This window comes from Microcoleus sp. N9_A2 (genome assembly GCF_036701775.1).
Classification (GTDB): Bacteria; Cyanobacteriota; Cyanobacteriia; order Cyanobacteriales; family Microcoleaceae; genus Microcoleus.
On the sequence record NZ_JAUBRH010000006.1, the window covers coordinates 181,440 to 200,931 of the forward strand.

Annotated in this window: 25 protein-coding genes; 17 read left to right on the top strand and 8 right to left on the bottom strand. The window is 46.3% G+C overall.

The annotated features are described in order from the left end of the window. The first annotated feature begins 20 nt into the window (after positions 1–20). The 4 genes from QUA44_RS05760 (at position 21) to QUA44_RS05775 (ending at position 3,767) form a co-directional block, all read left to right on the top strand. Positions 21–764 carry a calcium-binding protein gene (locus tag QUA44_RS05760; protein ID WP_333252034.1) on the top strand — a complete coding sequence of 248 codons (744 nt, stop codon included), beginning with the start codon at positions 21–23 and terminating at the stop codon, positions 762–764. A gap of 252 nt (positions 765–1,016) precedes the next feature. Further along, positions 1,017–1,958 carry a tRNA pseudouridine(55) synthase TruB gene (truB, locus tag QUA44_RS05765; RefSeq protein ID WP_333252035.1) on the top strand — a complete coding sequence of 314 codons (942 nt, stop codon included), beginning with the start codon at positions 1,017–1,019 and terminating at the stop codon, positions 1,956–1,958. Between the two features lie 147 nt (positions 1,959–2,105). Continuing rightward, positions 2,106–2,336, top strand: a complete 231-nt coding sequence (yidD, locus tag QUA44_RS05770) for a membrane protein insertion efficiency factor YidD (RefSeq protein WP_333252036.1) — start codon at positions 2,106–2,108, stop codon at positions 2,334–2,336. Positions 2,337–2,552: 216 nt separating this feature from the next. Continuing rightward, complete coding sequence (locus tag QUA44_RS05775; protein ID WP_333252037.1) at positions 2,553–3,767, top strand: response regulator; 1,215 nt, start codon at positions 2,553–2,555, stop codon at positions 3,765–3,767. Between the two features lie 23 nt (positions 3,768–3,790). Here QUA44_RS05775 and QUA44_RS05780 read toward each other — a convergent pair whose 3' ends face one another. After that, entirely contained in the window at positions 3,791–4,021 is a 231-nt protein-coding gene (locus QUA44_RS05780) for a hypothetical protein (RefSeq protein WP_333252038.1), read from the bottom strand. Positions 4,022–4,114: 93 nt separating this feature from the next. Between QUA44_RS05780 and QUA44_RS05785 the strand changes: the two genes are divergently transcribed. Then, complete coding sequence (locus QUA44_RS05785) at positions 4,115–5,101, top strand: glycosyltransferase (RefSeq protein ID WP_333252039.1); 987 nt, start codon at positions 4,115–4,117, stop codon at positions 5,099–5,101. A 261-nt stretch (positions 5,102–5,362) separates the two neighbouring features. On the opposite strand, the gene QUA44_RS05790 is transcribed toward QUA44_RS05785, so the two are convergent. The 4 genes from QUA44_RS05790 to QUA44_RS05805 form a co-directional block, all read right to left on the bottom strand. Next, entirely contained in the window at positions 5,363–5,935 is a 573-nt protein-coding gene (locus QUA44_RS05790) for a Uma2 family endonuclease (protein ID WP_333252055.1), read from the bottom strand. Between the two features lie 11 nt (positions 5,936–5,946). Then, positions 5,947–6,264, bottom strand: a complete 318-nt coding sequence (locus tag QUA44_RS05795) for an iron-sulfur cluster assembly accessory protein (protein ID WP_333252040.1) — start codon at positions 6,262–6,264, stop codon at positions 5,947–5,949. Between the two features lie 73 nt (positions 6,265–6,337). Continuing rightward, complete coding sequence (locus tag QUA44_RS05800; RefSeq protein ID WP_333252041.1) at positions 6,338–6,664, bottom strand: iron-sulfur cluster assembly accessory protein; 327 nt, start codon at positions 6,662–6,664, stop codon at positions 6,338–6,340. A 126-nt stretch (positions 6,665–6,790) separates the two neighbouring features. Next, positions 6,791–7,210: a phosphomannose isomerase type II C-terminal cupin domain gene (locus QUA44_RS05805; protein WP_333252042.1), complete on the bottom strand. Its 420-nt coding sequence runs from the start codon at positions 7,208–7,210 to the stop codon at positions 6,791–6,793. Positions 7,211–7,346: 136 nt separating this feature from the next. On the opposite strand from QUA44_RS05805, the gene QUA44_RS05810 reads away from it, so the two are divergent. Then, complete coding sequence (locus QUA44_RS05810; RefSeq protein ID WP_332970238.1) at positions 7,347–7,472, top strand: hypothetical protein; 126 nt, start codon at positions 7,347–7,349, stop codon at positions 7,470–7,472. On the opposite strand, the gene QUA44_RS05815 is transcribed toward QUA44_RS05810, so the two are convergent. Continuing rightward, positions 7,469–8,029, bottom strand: a complete 561-nt coding sequence (locus tag QUA44_RS05815; RefSeq protein WP_333252056.1) for a Fic family protein — start codon at positions 8,027–8,029, stop codon at positions 7,469–7,471. The two genes, QUA44_RS05810 and QUA44_RS05815, sit on opposite strands and share 4 nt — an antisense overlap. A gap of 458 nt (positions 8,030–8,487) precedes the next feature. Here QUA44_RS05815 and gltB point away from each other — a divergent pair, with 458 nt between their 5' ends. Continuing rightward, positions 8,488–13,074, top strand: coding sequence for a glutamate synthase large subunit (gene gltB / locus QUA44_RS05820; RefSeq protein ID WP_333252043.1), 4,587 nt, complete (start codon positions 8,488–8,490; stop codon positions 13,072–13,074). Between the two features lie 180 nt (positions 13,075–13,254). Here the strand turns inward: gltB and QUA44_RS05825 are convergent, their stop codons facing one another. Beyond that, positions 13,255–13,674, bottom strand: a complete 420-nt coding sequence (locus QUA44_RS05825) for an RDD family protein (protein WP_333252044.1) — start codon at positions 13,672–13,674, stop codon at positions 13,255–13,257. A 398-nt stretch (positions 13,675–14,072) separates the two neighbouring features. On the opposite strand from QUA44_RS05825, the gene QUA44_RS05830 reads away from it, so the two are divergent. The 10 genes from QUA44_RS05830 (at position 14,073) to QUA44_RS05875 (ending at position 19,130) form a co-directional block, all read left to right on the top strand. Then, a complete protein-coding gene (locus tag QUA44_RS05830; protein ID WP_333252045.1) occupies positions 14,073–14,705 on the top strand; it encodes a Panacea domain-containing protein in 633 nt (210 codons plus the stop codon). Then, complete coding sequence (locus tag QUA44_RS05835) at positions 14,698–15,087, top strand: hypothetical protein (RefSeq protein WP_333090368.1); 390 nt, start codon at positions 14,698–14,700, stop codon at positions 15,085–15,087. Before QUA44_RS05830 ends, QUA44_RS05835 begins: the two co-directional genes overlap by 8 nt. Before the next feature lie 62 nt (positions 15,088–15,149). Next, entirely contained in the window at positions 15,150–15,350 is a 201-nt protein-coding gene (locus QUA44_RS05840) for a DUF4926 domain-containing protein (RefSeq protein WP_333252046.1), read from the top strand. A gap of 108 nt (positions 15,351–15,458) precedes the next feature. Next, complete coding sequence (locus tag QUA44_RS05845) at positions 15,459–15,743, top strand: DUF2281 domain-containing protein (protein ID WP_228049972.1); 285 nt, start codon at positions 15,459–15,461, stop codon at positions 15,741–15,743. Then, a complete protein-coding gene (locus QUA44_RS05850) occupies positions 15,733–16,101 on the top strand; it encodes a type II toxin-antitoxin system RelE/ParE family toxin (protein WP_333252047.1) in 369 nt (122 codons plus the stop codon). Before QUA44_RS05845 ends, QUA44_RS05850 begins: the two co-directional genes overlap by 11 nt. 2 nt (positions 16,102–16,103) lie before the next feature. Next, complete coding sequence (locus tag QUA44_RS05855) at positions 16,104–16,340, top strand: DUF4926 domain-containing protein (RefSeq protein ID WP_333252048.1); 237 nt, start codon at positions 16,104–16,106, stop codon at positions 16,338–16,340. Between the two features lie 35 nt (positions 16,341–16,375). After that, entirely contained in the window at positions 16,376–17,233 is an 858-nt protein-coding gene (locus tag QUA44_RS05860) for a hypothetical protein (protein WP_333252049.1), read from the top strand. 85 nt (positions 17,234–17,318) lie between these two features. Beyond that, a complete protein-coding gene (locus QUA44_RS05865; RefSeq protein ID WP_333252050.1) occupies positions 17,319–17,876 on the top strand; it encodes an O-acetyl-ADP-ribose deacetylase in 558 nt (185 codons plus the stop codon). Beyond that, positions 17,839–18,516 carry a transglutaminase family protein gene (locus QUA44_RS05870; protein ID WP_333252051.1) on the top strand — a complete coding sequence of 226 codons (678 nt, stop codon included), beginning with the start codon at positions 17,839–17,841 and terminating at the stop codon, positions 18,514–18,516. Before QUA44_RS05865 ends, QUA44_RS05870 begins: the two co-directional genes overlap by 38 nt. Before the next feature lie 182 nt (positions 18,517–18,698). After that, positions 18,699–19,130 (top strand): GNAT family N-acetyltransferase, encoded by a 432-nt coding sequence (locus tag QUA44_RS05875; RefSeq protein ID WP_333252052.1) that lies wholly within the window; start codon positions 18,699–18,701, stop codon positions 19,128–19,130. A gap of 158 nt (positions 19,131–19,288) precedes the next feature. Here the strand turns inward: QUA44_RS05875 and QUA44_RS05880 are convergent. Next, on the bottom strand, positions 19,289–19,492 hold a 204-nt coding region (locus QUA44_RS05880; RefSeq protein ID WP_333252053.1), incomplete at its 5' end, for a hypothetical protein.

Consider the following 19,492-nt stretch of genomic DNA (forward strand, 5'->3'; position numbering starts at 1 on the left):
TTCTACCCATCTTCAAAATCATGCCATCAGCAGTGCCACTTGTACCAATTCCCGTCACAACCCCAACCCCCACCAGCGGTACCAGTCCCGGAGGGACACCTGGGGGCAGGAATTTAACCAGCGGCCCCGACTCCTTCACGGGTACTGCGGGCGCTAACTTGATATTTGGTTTGGGTGGCCCTGACAGCATTTTGGGCTTAGGGGGAAACGATTCCCTCTACGGCGGCGACGGCGATGACTCACTGCTGGGCGACGCTGGTAATGACATACTGTTCGGCGGTGCCGGCCGCGACAGCGTTTTGGGCGGCGTGGGCGACGATACTTTCTACGGTGGCAAAGGTGCTGACTCGGCAAGCGGCGACGAGGGTAATGATTTGCTGTTTGGCAACCAAGACACCGATACTTTGTTGGGCGGCGCGGGTAATGACACGTTTTTTGGGGGTGCCGGCGATGACTCGCTGTTTGGTGGCATCGGCGATGACTGTTTATCGGGCGATCGCGGCGCAGATACTTTAACTGGCGGCGCCGGAAACGATACTTTTGCGATCGGGTCTGCGGCAGAGGGGGATGTGATTATAGATTTTACTAATGGTACTGATCGAATTCGCTTGACTGCCGGCCTCACTTTTAACAAACTCATCACTTCCGCTGGGTCCGGAACTTCGCCGAGTACAATTATTCAGCTTATAGACAGCAAGGTAACTCTGGCTACTTTGTTCGGAGTTGCCCCCTCTTCTATCAGTCAGGCCGACTTTATTTTTTAATGGGTAATGGGTAATAGGGAATTGGTAATTGGGCTGGCGGGTACTTTTTAGTTTTAAGTTTTTAAGGTTGAACTTTTTAACTCAAAACCGCTGTCGCATTGTGAGTAACGTTAGCTTTTGTATTCCCAAATAAAGCAATCTCAAAACTTTTCATCTTCCTTTTTCCTGCTTCCTTGTATAAGTTAAATCCTATACATTGCCCGTTGCATTCTTCCCTCTTCCTTCTTCCCTCTTCCTTCTTCCTTCTTCCTAATGACTACTGACGGTTTTCTCAATCTCAACAAACCTGCGGGCATGACATCTCACGACTGCGTGGGGCGAGTGCGCCGGCTATTGCAACTCAAGCGAGTCGGACACGGAGGAACCCTCGATCCTGCTGTGACTGGCGTCTTACCGATCGCCCTGGGCAAAGCAACCAGACTGCTGCAATATCTCCAACACAATAAAGCTTACCGAGGCACGATTCGGTTTGGCTTAACTACTGCTACTGACGATTTAGAAGGAGAAATTATCCATTCTCAACCGGTGCCGGAGTTGAGTTTAGAAAAAGTGCAAGCTGCACTGCCAAAATTTCTAGGAAAAATCGAGCAATTCCCGCCGAGTTTTAGTGCGGTTCAGGTGGGAGGAAAACGCCTTTATGAGTTAGCAAGAAAAGGCGAAACTGTGGAAGTTGCTGCTAGAAATGTTGAGGTTTTTCGGCTGGAAATCTTGGATTGGCGGCCGGGGGATTTTCCTGAATTGGATTTGTTGATCGCTTGCGGGCCGGGTACTTACATTCGGGCGATCGCGCGGGATTTGGGTGCGGTGTTGAATGCAGGCGGTACTTTGGCTTGTTTGACTCGCACCGAAAGTAGCGGTTTTTCGATCGACCAAAGTCTCAGTTTTGAACAATTGGAACTGCAATTGCAGGAAAATAAATTCTGCCCAATTTTGCCATCGGCGGTTTTGGGACATTTAGGCGCGATCGTCCTTTCCCCTGAATATACCAAACGCTGGTTTCAAGGACAGCGCCTCCCGATTCCCGAAACGCCGATCGGGCCAGAGGAGGAAAGTAGCCCCAATCCCCCCCACAACCCAATACCACAACCTCCCTATCCCTTACAGGTGTACGATCAAGACGGTAATTTTTTAGGTATCGGTCAAGTAGCGAACTCAGAGACAAGTACCATATTATCTCCTCAAATTGTGCTGTAGCTATCTAAAATAAAAATAAAAATAGGTATAATTGGTACTAAAAGTTAGCGGAATTCTAACCGCTGGGAATGCTCTCGATTCACCTAGCTTACAGCGGTATGGGACGAGATTTTGCTATTAATCTAATCCAACGCTGAGGTAAAAATTGTGAAAATATTGCTGATCGGATTAATCCGAGGCTACAAAATGGGGATTTCTCCTTACCTGCCTAACGCCTGTAGATTTCAGCCAACTTGTTCGCAATACGCGATCGAAGCAATAGAAAGATTTGGGCCGGCCCGCGGCAGCTCAATGGCAGTTAAGCGGATTTTGCGCTGTCATCCTTTTCATGCTGGGGGTTACGATCCAGTACCTCCCAAAGATAGCGAGGGCAATTAGTTATTAGTTAGAAGCCGGATTTTAGTAATTAGTTAATAGTGCAAATAGGCGTTGCATCCTCATGGCTAAAACTACTGAGGGGAATCACTCCCTGATGGGGTTAAATTCGCACAATTAGTGGTTTTTGTTAACCCAAATTCAGTAATATCACTGTTATCTTTCAAAACTCTGCAGCTATATAATGGTACAAACAGAGTACAGGGGATGCGAGTTGATATGTCTGCTACCGCAATTGGATACAAAATGTTGTCCCATACTCTGGCTGTACTCAGCCAGAAACAAGCAACGGGGAAACTGCTGTTAGAGCAAGGGGAACAACAGTGGCAACTTTACTTTTTTCAGGGTTGTTTGGTGTATGCCACAGGAGGAGCGCACAGATCGAGGCGCTGGTACAGGGCGATCGGGCAACACTGTCGAAACTTTCAAGTGGATCTCAGAAACCTGGATGCTGGAGAACTGTGGGAATATCAACTGCTTCAGCGAGGGGTAGCAGCCAGCGAAATGAGTCTGGAACAAGCTAGGGCGATCGTCCACAGCAGCCTTTCCGAAGTGTTATTTGCTCTGATCGGTCAATCGGGTTTACGCCGAGAGTGGCGTCCGTCCCAGAAATATTTTTCTACCATTACCTCTTCTTTGCTGCTGTCTTTAACAGAAGTAGAGAAAGTTCTATGTTGTACAGAAGAAATTTGGCAGAAGTGGAAAGGAATGGGTTTGTGGCTGGTAGATCCAGAACAAGCACCACTTTTAAAAGCATCGGCCCAGTTGCAGCAAAATCGATTTAGCTCTAATTCTTTGATCGCTTTGGGTAACGTATTCAACGGCGAGAATACTCTTTGGGATATTGCATTTAAGAAAAAGCAGTGCGTGACAGTGGCAACTCGCGCTTTAGTTAATTACATCAAACAGGGTTTAGTAAATTTCCGAACAGTACCAGACTTGCCGTCGCCTATAGAACAGTGGCGCCTGGCCGCGGCGATCGCAGGGCCGGGTCGCCCTTTGATTGCCTGTATCGATGACAGTCCGACAGTATGCGAATTTTTAGAGCAAATTTTGTTGCCGGAGGGGTATCGAGTCCTAAAAATTCAAGATCCCATGCAGGGAGTGGGCCTCCTCGCCAAACAAAAGCCTGCCTTAATTTTTATGGACGTGGTGATGCCGAAGACAAGTGGCTTTGCTTTGTGCAATTTTTTGCGAAAAGCACCTGCTTTTCGGGAAACTCCGATCGTGTTTTTGACCGGTCAAGACAGTATAATTGACCGCACCCGGGCGAAATTGACAGGTGCTTCCGATTTTTTGAGCAAGCCAGCCAATCCCGAACAGGTTCTGCAAATAGTTGACAAGTATTTGAAGGTAAAAGGTGATCGCTACCCTTTCGCAATTCGCCCCCATGATTTACTCCATTCACGACAACTTACCCTGGCAAATTCTTGAACCCAAATTATGATCATCAAGCGTCACTTATCGGGTGCGTGAGCCTCCGGGGCACCCGATAAGTATTGTAAAATAAACACGCCACCGGATTTTACCAATAAATCTTGTAGGGGCGGCTGCATGGTTTTTCTTGCTTTCAAAGCCGGGATTTCCGTAAACCAGCTCAGCGCGTATGGATTATAATACCAGTTCCAACCAGTTGACAAAAAGAATGCAACTGTAGGCAAGTTCCAAGCCCGACGCTCATCAGTCATTTCCAGTTTTTTAATCTAAAATCTAAAATCTAAAATCTAAAATCTAAAATCTAAAATCTAAAATGGTATAATCCATAAAACTTGATATTAATTATGAGCGATCGCACCCCGCAGGTGAGCGTAGTAATTCCGGCTTACAACTGCGCTGCTTACGTCGGCCAAGCCGTAGATAGCGTTCTGCACCAAACCTATGCTAACTGGGAAATTATTGTCGTAGACGACGGCTCCCGAGACGATACCAAATTAGTTTTAGAGAAATATGGCGATCGAATTCGCTACATTTACCAACAAAATCAAGGAGTTTCGATGGCCAGAAATCACGGCATCGAGCTATCGCGAGGAGAATTTATCGCCTTTCTTGATGCGGACGACTACTTCTTACCAGACAAAATAGCAGCACAAATCGCTGTATTTGCAGCGCAACCAAATTTAGGAATAGTCCACAGCGGCTGGCGTCTAGTTAATAGTATAGGCGAACCGCTAAAAGATGTCAAACCCTGGCAAAATGTCCCTAAATTAGACTTAGAAATGTGGCTGCGGTGGAAACCAGTATTACCCAGCGCGATGGTATTTCGCCGTCAGTGGTTAGAGCGCGCCGGCGGATTTGATCCTCGATTTCCCCCGGCAGAAGATACAGATTTAGTGCTGCGTTTAGCCTTAATGGGATGCGAAGCAGAGTGGTTGCAGCAAGTAACTGTTTGCTACCGCCAGCACGAACAAAGCGCCATGTACAAAGGTTTACCCCAGGCTAAATCCCTCGCCGCAGTCATGGACAATTTTTTTGCCCGCCCCGAATTGCCGGATAAAATACGTTTGTTGGAAAAGCAAATCAAGTACAGTACCTTAGTTTGGATTGCTTGGTATTTGTACCGCACCGGTCATTCTGTTGAGATGGTAGAGTTTTTGCAGCGTTCTTGGAATTATGCGCCTTATTTGCCTGTGGAAACAGTAATTAATTGGGCGGAAGCTTTCGCCGAGTTTTCGCAGGATGCGGGAAATGAATTCGATGCAGATTTATTAGCTCAATCTCCCGAGTGGCAAGAGTTAATGCAGTGGGTAATTCTCGGTACGCCAGCTTGATTGTGTGGATAGTCGATCGAGCTTTTATGTCATGTCTGGTTAAGGCGTTGCTTAATCAGGGTATGAAAAAAAATAAGTTGAAAATCCAGAAGCTTTGTGGATACTGGTTTCTATGATTTGCATATTTAGTCTTTCATACCCTAAATCCGCAACGCCGATTTGTAAATGAGTTTTTTTTAACCGCAGAGAACGCAGAGATCACAGAGGAAGAGAAGAGAGGGTTTTCGCATTTCTTGCAGTGTGAAACCTGCCTAAACTTTATTATGCTTCAGTTTGAGTTTCTGTTTCAGTAAAAATTGGTGGCCACAGTTGGGAAATTGGCAATTCCCAACCAGGAAAAAGTTCGCCTACAGTCAAAATATCTTCATTTCCCAACACAAGCGGTTCACCTTCCTGACGATAAACTGTTACAGTTTCTTCGTCTGGATCGATCAGAATTCCTACTTGTGCTCCGAGTGCAATAAAATTCAGAATCTTTTTTTCGAGCGGTTTAATGCGATCGCTCTGTGATTTAATTTCTACTACTAAATCTGGGACTAATTCTCCGAAATAACGGGGACTTTGCCTGAGACGTGCGGCTCGGACAAAAGAAACATCAGGTGCTGTGAGGTTAGCATCAGGTAAAATAAAGCCACCTGCGGAGTCAAAAATTCGGCCCAGACGGCGGGGATAAACCCAATTGGCGAGCAGCCAACTGAAAATTACGCCAATTTCGCTAGATACAATATCTGATGGGCCCACAATGATAATCTTCCCGCTTTCTAGTTCAACTTGGTAATCTTGACCAGCTTCTTGGAAGGTTTTTTGGACTTTTTCTAAGTCTTTGAGTGTCATCATATTGATTATTACCTGGCAGAAAATGAGTTGCCGCAGCTACAGTTTTGGGCGGCATTGGGATTGTGATATCGGAAACCTCCGCCCATCAAGTCTTCTGAATAATCTAAGGTGAGCTCATTCAGATATTTTAAGTGCTGGGGATCGATCGCAACTTGAACTCCCTCGGACTCACATAGAGCGTCTTGTGGGGCTGGCGCATCGTCAAATGCCATTGTATAGGACAAAGCGGAACAGCCGCTCGATTCCACGCCGATGCGAAATAAAGCATTGGGGTTCGGATACTTCGACTTGAGTCGCTTTACTTCTGTCGCTGCTGTTTTGCTCATTGGTAATCTTGACCAGCTTCTTGGAAGGTTTTTTGGACTTTTTCTAAGTCTTTGAGTGTCATCATATTGATTATTACCTGGCAGAAAATGAGTTGCCGCAGCTACAGTTTTGGGCGGCATTGGGATTGTGATATCGGAAACCTCCGCCCATCAAGTCTTCTGAATAATCTAAGGTGAGCTCATTCAGATATTTTAAGTGCTGGGGATCGATCGCAACTTGAACTCCCTCGGACTCACATAGAGCGTCTTGTGGGGCTGGCGCATCGTCAAATGCCATTGTATAGGACAAACCGGAACAGCCGCTCGATTCCACGCCGATGCGAAATAAAGCATTGGGGTTCGGATACTTCGACTTGAGTCGCTTTACTTCTGTCGCTGCTGTTTTGCTCAGATGAATCATTATTTGTAATTGGGGAATTGGGAATTGGGAATTGGGAATTGGGAATTGGGAATTGGGAATTAGGAATTGGGTTACTTATTGATGCGAATATTCAATTTCCTATGCCCTATGCCCTATTCCCAATAGTTACTTAGCCTTTTCTGTGCGGGCATAATCGTCTTGAAACCGGATAATATCATCTTCTCCGAGATATTCACCATTCTGCACTTCAATTAAAACCAGGGGGATAACTCCCGGATTTTCCAGACGGTGAGAAGTGCACTGCGGAACGTAGGTAGACTGATTTGTAAACAAAACTTGTTCAGTTTCGCCACAAGTAACTTTTGCAGTACCAGAAACTACGATCCAATGTTCGCTGCGGTGGTGGTGCATTTGCAGACTGAGGCGGTGTCCGGGATTAACTTCGATGCGCTTAATTTTATATCCTGGGCCTTCTTCTAGAGTCGTAAATGAGCCCCAAGGCCGCGATTCTGTGGCGGTTATTTCGTTGAGTGATCCAGGTGCGTGCAGACTAGATAGTTGAGAAATTTCTTGAACTTGAACCATGTTTTGACTCCTTGAGGATTGCTTGCTGAATCCTGTGGTAAACGACTTTGGGTTTGATATTAGCTAATTTATCCTGAAAACCGAACTCCGATCGCGCGAACCGGTTAGCGGACTGTAGATTTTTGCAGTTTTGCCTGTGAAAGCTCGATCGACGCACCTTAACCACCATAGCAAAATCATCACAGTAGTTGTCACCTGTTATGCGATCGATCGCCCTAATCTACATCAAATCTTCATCTACGGCGACTGGTTCTTTATTTAAGGGGACATCTGGTAGGATTTACGGTTGTTTTGGAATGATTTAACCACAGAGGGCGCAGAGGGCGCAGAGTCGGAGAGGAGAGAGATGAATAATTGCGATACCAGCGGATTTGAGATGAACCCTAATCCAGCTTTTGAGACTGCTGTTGCAAAACTGCTAGCATTGTACGCAGCACGAACCTCATTAGATACAGTCACAATGGGATATCCACCCCGCAACAACAGGAGATTCATCAATAATCGCCCGGTACGCCCGTTACCATCCCGAAATGGATGAATCGACACAAAGCGAAGATGTGCTTCGGCTGCAAACTCTAGCGGATGTAACGATTTGATTTGATCACTGTTAAGCCATTGAATAAATTCCGGCATTAAATCCGAAAGCAAATAATGAGGCGGATAGAGGTATTCGGTACCAGCGGCTTTGACATCTAACTGCCGATAACCTCCAGCTTCATCCGGCGCGTTAGCGAAGCCCGCCCCTACGGGGACTACGCCAACGAAGAGGATCGCCCTTATAATCAAATTGTGTATCTGTTTAATTTCCGATTCACCGATCGCAGTGTCCGATCGCGTTTTATCATCTAATTAGCAACAAGCTGCTCTTTACTTATTTATGAACAGGCAAGATGCCTATTGCTGACAATGGTGTAACATCTCAGCTTCAACTATTTTTGCACGGTCGAATGTATCCGAATTGCCCATCTCTCTTCTCTTCCTCTGCGCTCTCTGCGGCCTCTGCGGTTAAAAAAATCCAAATATCAATTTATCATCTAATTACCAACAAGCCGTTCTTTACTTATTTATGAACAGGCAAGATGCCTGTTCCCGACAATGGTACAACATCTCAGCTTCAACTATTTTTGCACACTCGATCGATCGCCTAAACTTTGATTTTTTCGTGCATCTGCCCAATTGAGTAGATCCACATATAATAAATGATACTAGAGCGATCGGCATCCCATCCTCTAATCTAGAGCCACAATATCTCCCTAACTTTCAGGAACAAATAAAAAATGAATAGCAACGGACTGCCAGTAAAACAAGGCCTATACGATCCGCAGTTCGAGCACGATGCTTGCGGAGTCGGATTTATTGTACACATGAAAGGTAACAAATCCCACGAAATCGTCGAACAGGGACTAACAATCCTGTTGAACCTCGACCACCGGGGGGCCTGCGGCTGCGAACCCAACACCGGAGACGGAGCGGGAATTTTGATGCAAGTGCCGCACAAATTCATGAAAAAAGTAACGGCGGCCCTCAACATCCAACTTCCAGAAGCCGGCGAGTACGGAGTTGGCGCGATTTACTCATCGCCAAATCAGACGGAACGCCAAAACGGCCAGCGCATATTTGAGGAAATCGCGGCAGAAGAAGGCCAAGAAGTGCTCGGCTGGCGCGAAGTTCCCACAGACAACTCGTCCCTCGGCGACACCGCCAAATCTAGCGAACCCTTCATGCAGCAAGTGTTCCTCCGGCGCGCCGCAGGTATAGACGAGGCTGCCTTCGAGCGGAAACTGTACGTCATCCGCAAACGCGCTCACAACGCCATCCGCAGGACGGAAGTAGACCCATACTGGTATAATTCCACACTCTCCTGCCGGACGATCGTCTACAAAGGAATGTTAATGCCGGTGCAAGTGGGAGATTACTATCCCGACCTCCACGACCCCGACATGGAAAGCGCTCTAGCCCTAGTTCACTCGCGCTTCAGCACCAATACTTTTCCGAGTTGGGAACGATCGCACCCTTACCGCTACATCGCCCACAACGGCGAAATCAACACCATGCGCGGCAACATCAACTGGATGCACGCGCGGCAATCCTTGTTCGAGTCGGAGTTGTTCGGAGACGATTTAAAGAAAATCCCGAACTTAATCAACATCGAAGGTAGCGACTCGACAATCTTTGACAACGCTTTGGAATTGCTGTATTTGGCCGGGCGTTCTTTACCCCACGCCGTAATGATGATGATTCCCGAACCTTGGACGGCCCACGAGTCCATGAGTGACGAGAAAAAAGCTTTCTACGAATACCATTCCTGCTTGATGGAACCTTGGGACGGCCCGGCTTCGATCGCATTTACTGATGGAACATCGATCGGCGCAGTGCTCGATCGCAACGGTTTGCGCCCTTCCCGCTACTGCGTCACCAAAGACGACTTAGTAATTATGGCATCGGAAGCCGGAGTTTTGCCGATCGCCCCAGAAAGAATCCTATCAAAAGGCCGCCTGCAACCGGGGCGGATGTTCCTGGTAAATACCGAGGAAGGCCGCATCGTTTCTGATGAAGAAATCAAAACCAAAATTTCCACAGAACACCCGTACCGCCAGTGGATTGACCAGCACATGGTCGAGATTGCCAAACTCCCAGATGCGCCAGCAGTCGCAGAATCCGACCCCGAAACATTGATTCAGCGCCAAATGGCCTTTGGCTACACCTTTGAAGAACTGCGGTTGCTGTTAGCGCCAATGGCAACAAACGGCGTGGAAGCTGTCGGTGCAATGGGTGCAGATACGCCGCTAGCCGTTTTGTCGAACAGACCAAAACTGCTTTACGAATACTTCCAGCAACTGTTTGCTCAAGTTACCAATCCGCCGATCGATTCTATCCGCGAAGAAATTGTAACTTCTGCCGAAACTACGATCGGCGCTGAAGGCAATTTGCTCAAACCAGAACCGGAAAGCTGCCATTTGATTGAACTGAAAACGCCAATTCTCAGCAATGAAGAATTGGCCAAACTCAAACAAGTAAAAATAGGTAATTTCCGATCTACTACACTGCCAATTTTGTTTGACCCCAAAAGCGGTGTGAAAGGTCTAGAACAAGCCTTAGAAGAGGTTTTTGCAGCAGCAGACAGCGCGATCGCCTCTGGGGTGAATATCATCATTTTGAGCGATCGGGGTATCAGTCCAGACAAAGCCCCAATTCCGGCGCTGCTGGCGGTTGCGGGCCTCCACCACCACTTGATCCGCCAAGGAACGCGCACGCGGGCGGGACTCGTTCTCGAATCCGGCGAACCGCGAGAAGTGCACCACTTTGCAACTTTAATCGGCTACGGTTGCGGTGCAATTAATCCGTATTTGGCCTTCGAGACGATCGCCGATTCGATCCAACAAGGTTTGCTGCTAAATGTCGATTACAAAACAGCTTGCAAAAACTACATCAAAGCCGCAACCAAAGGCGTGACGAAAGTTGCCTCGAAAATCGGGATTTCTACAATTCAAAGTTATCGCGGCGCGCAGATTTTTGAAGCAATTGGCTTGAACAAATCCGTAGTCAATAAATACTTTGCTTGGACAGCTTCCCGGATTGAAGGTGTAGACTTGGAAGTCATCGCCCAAGAAGCAATTTTGCGCCACACCCACGCCTTCCCAGAACGCCCCAGCAGCGGACATACTCTCGATGTCGGCGGCGAATATCAGTGGCGAAAAGAAGGTGAGGCGCATTTGTTTAGTCCGCAGACAATTCACGCGCTGCAAAAGTCGGTGCGCGAGGGCAGTTATACGCTTTTCAAACAGTATTCTGGGCTGGTTAACGAACAAAACCAGCAGCATTTTACCTTGCGCGGTTTGTTGCAATTCAAGCAGCGGGAATCAATCCCGATTGAGGAAGTCGAACCCGTGGAATCTATTCTCAAACGCTTCAAAACTGGGGCGATGAGTTACGGTTCGATTTCCCAAGAAGCCCACGAATCTTTGGCTGTAGCGATGAACCGCATTGGTGGTAAATCGAACACCGGTGAAGGTGGCGAAGATCCGGAAAGATATACTTGGACAAACGATCGCGGCGACTCGAAAAACAGCGCGATCAAACAAGTTGCTTCCGGGCGTTTCGGCGTTACCAGCTTGTATCTTTCCCAAGCCAAGGAACTGCAAATCAAGATGGCGCAAGGGGCAAAACCCGGAGAAGGCGGACAGTTGCCTGGTAAAAAAGTATACCCGTGGATTGCGAAAGTACGGAATTCGACTCCTGGTGTGGGTTTGATTTCGCCTCCTCCTCACCACGACATTTATTCGATCGAAGATTTGGCCGAATTGATTCACGACTTGAAAAATTCCAACCGGGAAGCGCGGATTAGCGTCAAACTCGTGTCGGAAGTGGGAGTCGGGACGATCGCCGCTGGGGTTGCGAAGGCCCACGCCGATGTGGTGCTCATCTCCGGCTACGACGGCGGTACGGGCGCATCGCCGCAGACTTCGATCAAACACGCGGGATTACCTTGGGAGTTGGGATTGGCCGAAACTCATCAAACTTTGGTACTCAACAATCTCCGCAGCCGGATTGTTGTCGAAACCGACGGACAAATGAAAACCGGCCGCGATGTAGCAATTGCTGCCTTGCTTGGTGCGGAGGAATTCGGTTTTGCTACCGCGCCGCTGGTGACACTGGGCTGCATCATGATGCGCGTATGTCACCTGAACACTTGCCCGGTGGGTGTTGCAACCCAAGATCCGCTGCTGCGGAAAAACTTTACCGGCGATCCGGATCACACGGTAAACTTTATGACTTTCGTCGCCCAGGAAGTCCGGGAAATTATGGCGCAGTTGGGTTTCCGCACGCTGAATGAAATGGTGGGGCGGACTGATGTTTTGGAACCTCAGCAAGCGGTGGCGCATTGGAAAGCTAAGGGTTTGGATTTCTCGAAAATCCTTTACCAGCCGGATGTTGGGGCGGATGTCGGGCGCTACTGTCAGATGGCGCAGGATCACGGGTTGGAAAAGTCGATGGATATGACTGTGTTGTTGGATTTGTGCAAAGGTGCGATCGAAAACGGCGAAAAAGTGCACGCCAAACTGCCGATTACCAACATCAACCGCGTTGTCGGCACAATTCTCGGCAACGAAATCACCAAACGCCACTGGGAAGGTTTACCCGATGACACGGTACACCTGCACTTCCAAGGTAGCGCGGGACAAAGCTTTGGCGCATTCGTACCCAAGGGAGTCACCCTAGAGCTCGAAGGCGAGGCCAACGACTATTTGGGCAAGGGCCTCAGCGGCGGCAAAATCATCTTGTATCCGTCGCCGGCTTCTACCTTTGTCGCAGAGGAAAATGTGATTGTCGGCAACGTGGTGCTTTACGGAGCCACCGCTGGTGACGTTTTCATCCGGGGGATGGCGGGCGAACGTTTTGGGGTGCGTAACTCCGGCGTGAATGCAGTAGTTGAGGGTGTGGGCGATCACGGTTGCGAGTACATGACTGGCGGCAAGGTTGTAGTTTTGGGTGAAACCGGGCGCAATTTTGCAGCGGGTATGAGTGGCGGTGTTGCTTACATTTTGGATGAGGCGGGGGATTTTGCTACTCGCTGCAATATGTCGATGGTGGATTTGGAAAAACTGGAGGATGTTGAGGAGATTGCTGATTTGCGGCTGATGCTTCAAACTCATGTTGATTTGACTGGAAGTGCGAAAGCGTCGAAGGTTTTGGCAAATTGGGATGCGATGCTGCCGGTGTTTGTCAAGGTGATGCCGCGCGATTACAAGCGGGTGTTGCAGGCTATTGAAAGGGCGATCGCATCGGGTTTGAGCGGTGATGATGCGCTGACGGCTGCGTTTGAAGAAAACGCTCGCGATGTCGCCCGGATTGGCGGCAGCTAGGGTTTAGCATGAGGAATGGGTAATGGCTGTTACTCAGCAGTAATTGCCTATTCCTCACGAGCGATCGATTACCAAAATGTTAACCAATTAACCTCGTCTTCTAATGGTATCTCGCTCTCCAATCCCCTTCTTGAATACGATAATAATCTATCATCTTTGGAAGATGTCCAATTGAAAGAGCTACCTATTGACTACAAGAGTACCAGCAATGATGTCATGCAACGCTTGCTTCTTCTCTGTAAAAGCGGCCATTAGATAACCTATCAACAAGAGTAGGGCTGAGAGCATCTGAGCAAAATGTCTTCCTGTCGCTCTGCCAAAGGATATTCGATCTCCATTCAAATCGGTTACTACTATTCCTAATGCTTGCTTACCCAACGTTGCTTGTTTGGGAGAGCTTTCCAAAAGCGCGCCGTATAACCAGGCTACTACTACACCAACCATAAAACCTAGTGCAGAAAATCCTCTTGCTGTAGTGGCTACACCAATTGCACCAAAAATAGAACCTGCTACAGCACCTGCCATGTAAGCAAGAATATACACTATTATATCGTCCAGTAGTGAAGCTAAACATCTTGACCAGAAACTTGCATAGTTCATTAATCATCTCCTCATTATAAATGATTTAAATCTGCAGGGTAACGGAACATATTTTCAAAAAATGCTGTCGCGAAAACTTAACCTTGCACGCTAACAGATAAACTCTCTGCCAAGGTTCCAAGTGAGGACTTCAGGGTTAACTAGATATTGAGTCGTATTTGCTAGACAAGTACCTATTTTTATTTAAAATACTACATATTTGCTTTACTGTCAAGAGAGATTCAAAAAATTTTGAGGATTTTCTAATAGAGCGTTTTCCGCTTATCAGTCGGAAACAATTAAGAGAATACTGTCGTAACACAGATTTCTATTATGCTCTGTCAAAGCACTAATGACTGACAAATCATTATGGTTTACAATGAAGTTGTACTACTGTGAAGCACTCTTCCAAAATGCTTATGCCACTCCAATTTCGGTTTCATCCAGAGAAAGCTATTGAAGCAGCAGCAGTGCTCTTAAAGCTGCACGTTGAGCCTATGAAATATTTAGGCTTACTGAAGATGCTTTACATAGCTGACCGTATTTCATTGCAACGCATAGAGCAACCGATTACTGGCGATCGTTATGTATCTATGGATTATGGTCCCGTCCTCAGTGGTGTTTATGACCTGATTAAGGGGAAGCCCATTGATAATGCCTTACCTCTCTGGTCTAAGTTCATTGCCAGGAAAAATGAACATCTGGTTTACCTGTTGGACGATCCGGGGAATGCAGATCTTTGTGAAGAGGAGGAGGAAATTATTCAAGAGGTTTATCAAGCTTTTGGACATCTCGATCCTTTTCTGGTTGCTGAGTGGACTCATCACCTTCCAGAATGGAAATATCCGCACGGTTCAGCCATTCCGATTGCTGTAGAGGATATTCTAAAAAATGTGGGTAAGAGTGACGAAGAAATAGCCGAAATTCAGGATTCAGCCATCCGAGAGGCATATCTAGACGGGGTTTTGATGGGTAACACTGACGAAAAAATAGCCGAAATTCAGCAGTCAGCTATCCGGGAGGCATATCTGGATGAGGTTTTGAATGGCTAGCATCATCATTAATTTGGGAGATGCTTTTTTGCTGGATACACCTCCCAACAGCGAACATCTATATATTGCCATTGCACAAACTTCTGAAAGCAGCTATCTCTTCGTTAACGTCACTAGCCGCAGACCTAATTCTGAAGATGCCTGTATTCTCCTACCAGGTTCTGGTGTGCCAAGCTTTATAATCCGTGAGTCTGCGATAGCTTACAAATTTGCTCGTGAGATGAATGCTACTGAACTAGCTGGATTAATTACGCCTGGTAGTCCTATTCCAAAAGGATCTTGTTCAGTGGCTGTTCTGGAACAGATCCAGCAGGGTGGTTTGGTTTCCAAGCGGTTGAAGAATAAGTATAAAGTCGCCCTCAAAAATTTCTTGGGAATATAGAGGTAGAGATTTTCCCCGTTTGATTACGTTGATTCCCGATTAACAAGTTAACAGAGGACTATATGAACTATCAACTTTATTCAGATGTCATCTTGCTGTTCAACCTTCCAGAAGAAGGACTTTATGGCGGCGATATCGGTACAGTTGTAGAACAGCATCACGGTGAAGGACTAGAAACAGGTTATAGCGTTGAGTTCTTCGATCTGTTGGGAAACACTGTAGCAGTTGCGACGCTACCTGGAAGTTATTTGCGATTTGATTGATCGACAACCGATCGCAATTGAACTCACCCTCGAATTGCTGTTGCCCCACCCCTTTGATATAATGTTGTTACTAGATTGTAGAATAGCAATCAAAAAAAAGGAATAATTATGACCGTCGAACAAGCCATTTTGGAAAATGTGAAGGTCTTATCGCCAGACCAACAACAAGAAGTTTTAGCCTTTATCAAATTCTTGCAGTCCGATAAATGGGAAGATATCTATAAAGGACGCTTCAAAGAACTGCAACAAAAAATTCGTCAAAACACTGATATCGATCCCGATGATGACCCCACTGAGACAGTTATCGAAGGGATTCAGCAAGGCTTCCATGAGGCAATTACCGGACAAACTCTCCCCTTGTCTCAACTGTGGGACGGCATCGATGACAACTGATCCGCAACCGATCGCCATTGAACTCACCCCCCGATTTCAAAGAGACTTGCGAAATTTAGGCAAACGCTATCGCAACATTCGCAAAGACATTCAGCCTGTAATCGCACAACTTCAAGCGGGGGAACTTCCGGGCGATCGCATTCCGGGAATGGAGTACGAAATTTTCAAAGTCAGAATTAAAAACAGCGACATTCAAAAAGGCAAAAGTGCTGGCTACCGTGCTATTTATTACCTCAAAACTAGCGATTCGATCGTTTTGGTGACTATCTATTCTAAATCAGACCTATCAGACATCGCGGCCGAAACAGTTCGAGAAATTTTAGCCCAATACGAGCAAAAATTTCCCGAAGCAGAATAATTATGAACTATAAACTTTATTCGGATGTCATCTTGCTGTTCAACCTTCCAGAAGAAGGGCTTTATGCCGGCGATATCGGTACGGTTGTTGAACAGCATCACGTTGAAGGACTAGAAACAGGTTATAGCGTTGAGTTCTTGGATATGTTGGGAAACACTGTAGCAGTTGCGACACTACCTGGAAGTTATTTGCGATCGCCCACAAGTGCAGACAGACCTACAGTTAGACTGGTTAACTGATATCATGTATAGAATTTGGGAAATCAACAAGCAAAATGATTCAATCCATACCGAAAATATCCATCAAACCTGGATACCGTGCCCAGTCGGATGATAAAACTCCTGAAGCTGATGCAATTGATTTTTACCTACTGCGGCAACTCACCAATTCGCAACGGTGGCAAATGGGGGCAAAATTAACTCGTTGGGCAAAAACTGTTAGCTTGCGCGGGATGAAAAAAGCTTGTCCCTCAACCTACAAAGAGCGATTTGCTCGATCGATATTAGGTAGCAAGTGGTTACCAATTTTAACCCCCACCAGTGAGCCCTCTATGTGGACGCAAGACCCCAGCGAAATTGCTAGACTGTTGCACCCAATTTTTGAAACATTAGGTGTCTCTTATTATATTACAGGAGGCGTTGCCGCTTCTGTCTATGGCGACCCGAGAACAACACGCGATTTAGATTTAGTAATTGAATTGCTCGGGGACAAAATTTTTCAATTAGTTGAAGCACTAGAAACGGCTGGTTTTTACTGCCCTCCGGGTTCGGTAGAAGATATTCAAGAGGGTAGAGGGATGGTGTTGAGCGTCACTCACATGACTTCAGTATTGAACGCTGATATTGTGCTGAATTCTCATACTGAATTCGATCGCTCAAAAATGGCAAGAGGACGATTAGAAGCGCTTGACGAAGCTGGTGTAGAACAATTTTGGGTTGCTTCTCCTGAAGATATTGTGTTGGCAAAACAGCTCGGGCGGCAACAGTCTCAGTCTCAAAAACAATGGAATGATGTTTTGGGAATTCTGAAAGTCCAATCTGAGAATTTGGATCGGGGTTACTTAACAGATTGGGCCCAACAATTGCGGTTGATTGATGATTTGAATCTAGCTTTTACTGAATCAGGGATTTGATGCGATTCCAAATTGTTTATTTCGCGATCGCACGCACTTTATCTGTATCATTATAGGTATAAACTTTTAAAGCTAAATTAATTTTATGCAAGTTATTTTAGGCAACATCACACAACTCAAAGTAGATGCGATCGTCAATGCTGCTAATACCAGTTTGCTTAGAGGTGGTGGAGTAGATGGCGCAATCCACAAAGCAGCAGGCCCGGAACTTGTTGACGAATGTCGATCGCTCCGAGGATGCAAAACCGGGGATGCTAAACTCACAAAAGGATATCGCTTACCCGCACGCTTCGTCATCCACACCGCAGGCCCCGTATGGCAGGGAGGCAATCGCGGAGAACCGGAACTCTTAGCCCAATGTTACCGCAAGTGTATGGAAATCGCGATCGAGCAAAAGTTCGACAGTATCGCATTTCCTTGCATTAGCACCGGCATTTACAAATATCCCAAGGATCTAGCAGGTGAGATTGCAGTCAAAATATGCTACGAAGAAATGCAAAAAAATGGCGCTCCTCAAAACATAACTTTTTGCTGCTTCGATTCGGAGAATCATCAGGTTTATGAGAGAATTGTAGCAGTTCTCAGGCAGAAAGGGTATCTGAAAAATGATTCCAGAAATGAAAACCTATTTAGCAGCGACTGACATTATTGATCGCGATCATCTCGCAATTTTAGCACTTGCTCAGAAGATAGCATCAAAACATCATACATCAAAGGCGATCGCCCAATCTTGTTTTGAGTGGGTTAGAGATGAAATTCGCCACAGCTACGACTATCAGATGAATCCCGTCACCTGTCGCGCATCCGATGTACTGGAACACAAAACAGGTTATTGCTTTGGGAAAAGTCACTTATTAGCAGCATTGCTCAGGGCTAACAACATTCCCGCAGGTTTTTGCTACCAAAGATTGAGCATTGATGACAAAGGTGCGCCCTACACATTGCACGGTTTTAATGCAGTTTACTTGCCAGAAGTTGGATGGTATCGCGTCGATGCAAGAGGCAACCGCAAGGATGTTAACGCTCAATTCACACCTCCGACAGAGCAATTAGCATTTAAAATTCAATTTCCAGAAGAAGCAGATTTTCAAACCATTTTATCTGAGCCGCTTCCAGTAGTTGTAGAGGCTTTACAAAATCACAGTACATGGGATGAATTGCTGCTCAACCTTCCCGACGTTTCTCTAGAATCGGCGCAGAAATACGGCCTGGCGATCGCCCACCTCAATGGTCACAGAGACTATGCGACTCAACGAATCCGCGCGATCGCTGACAATACTTAAAGGCTATGTAGGGTCCGTCAGACATCAAGATTTTCGGGCGTATTTTCAGGTTTTTGCCTGACGCACCCTACCGATTACTCGCGATGTCGCTCGGATTGGCAGCAGCTAGGGTTCTGCGGTAGAATTATACTCATGTAGCAAGGGGCTTAAAGCCCCTTGTCCGAGTTCCTACACACTATGCAATGGAATATCTAATTTTTAGAGAAGCGGATCGAGATGACATACAGGCGATCGTCAATATTCACAATTCTCATGCGCGCAGTCAAAATACGTCTATCGAACGCGGCTTTTTGCTAACACAAATTACTGAAGATGAGATTGTCAAAAGCTTAAATAATTCATGCAGATATTTTGTCGCAGCTAAAGCCGATGGCGAAATTCTGGGATTTGTGGCTATATCACAACCCAAAATATCTGATGAAATCTTGGATAAAATCATCTGGAAAGATGAGGCTTTTAAGAAAAGAGTCACAAGCGATCGGCATTTTTATCTCGAAAGAGTAGCAACAAAGTTAGATTGGATGGGTAGAGGTGTTGCTCAATTTATGTATAAAGAAATTTATCAAGTTTTTCCAAATTCATTTATTTCGCTATTTATTGTTACCCACCCATAGCTAATAGTCGTTCCCTAATGTTTCACCAAAAGCATGGATTTGAACAAATAGGAACTTTGCAAATTGACCTATTTCTAGATTTAGAAAATTATGAATGTATTGTGATGTTTAAAGAAACTTGAATTTATCATGAGTGAGTCTCCCAGCCGAAGCCGACATCAATCCAGCCTAACAGGAATTCCCAGAAGCGAGGGAACAGTTATCTCCGCGAATTGCCATCTCAAATAAGCTCGATCTAACTCCATTGGCGGCTGCGATACTTCGCCTGCCCGCAGTAAAAATCTTTTTTTCCCCAAACAAAAAGCGCCCCTATTACTAGGAGCGCTGTTTGTCAATCTCAGACTAAAACTTAGCCATTGATA